The organism is Candidatus Agathobaculum pullicola, from assembly GCF_052117205.1.
Taxonomy (GTDB): Bacteria; Bacillota; Clostridia; order Oscillospirales; family Butyricicoccaceae; genus Agathobaculum; species Agathobaculum pullicola.
The window spans coordinates 1-385 of record NZ_JBQKJP010000133.1; the positions used below are offsets into that span (position 1 = coordinate 1).

The window sequence follows — 385 nt, forward strand, 5'->3', positions numbered from 1 at the left end:
CTTCCTTCATACCCTCTGCGGCACCCAAAACCTCACGATATCCATCTTCATTGACCGCAATTGCCACAAGAATGGCTACATTTTCAAATTCTCCACCCCAATTGCGGCGCAAGTGGATCCCATCCACATAGACGTAAGGATACCGCTCACCTTGCAGAGGACGGTTCCGCCAATCTTCAATGTGGACATACGCTTTCTTATTCAGCTCACTGATGGTGGAGGGAGAGACCTTGCTGCCCCACAGGGCCTCGGTGATGTCCTCCACACGCCGGACGGATACACCTGCCAGGTACATTTCAATAAGAGCCTCTTCCACACTGCTCTCCCGGCGGCGATACCGTTCAATGATGGCAGTTTCAAAGGAGATTCCCTTGAGCTTAGGTAC

At 52.2% G+C, this 385-nt stretch carries 1 protein-coding gene; it reads right to left on the bottom strand.

Annotated elements, in window-relative coordinates; genetic code table 11:
* On the bottom strand, window positions 1-385 hold a 385-nt coding region (locus tag ACTQ3V_RS15745; protein ID WP_441468308.1), incomplete at both ends, for a transposase.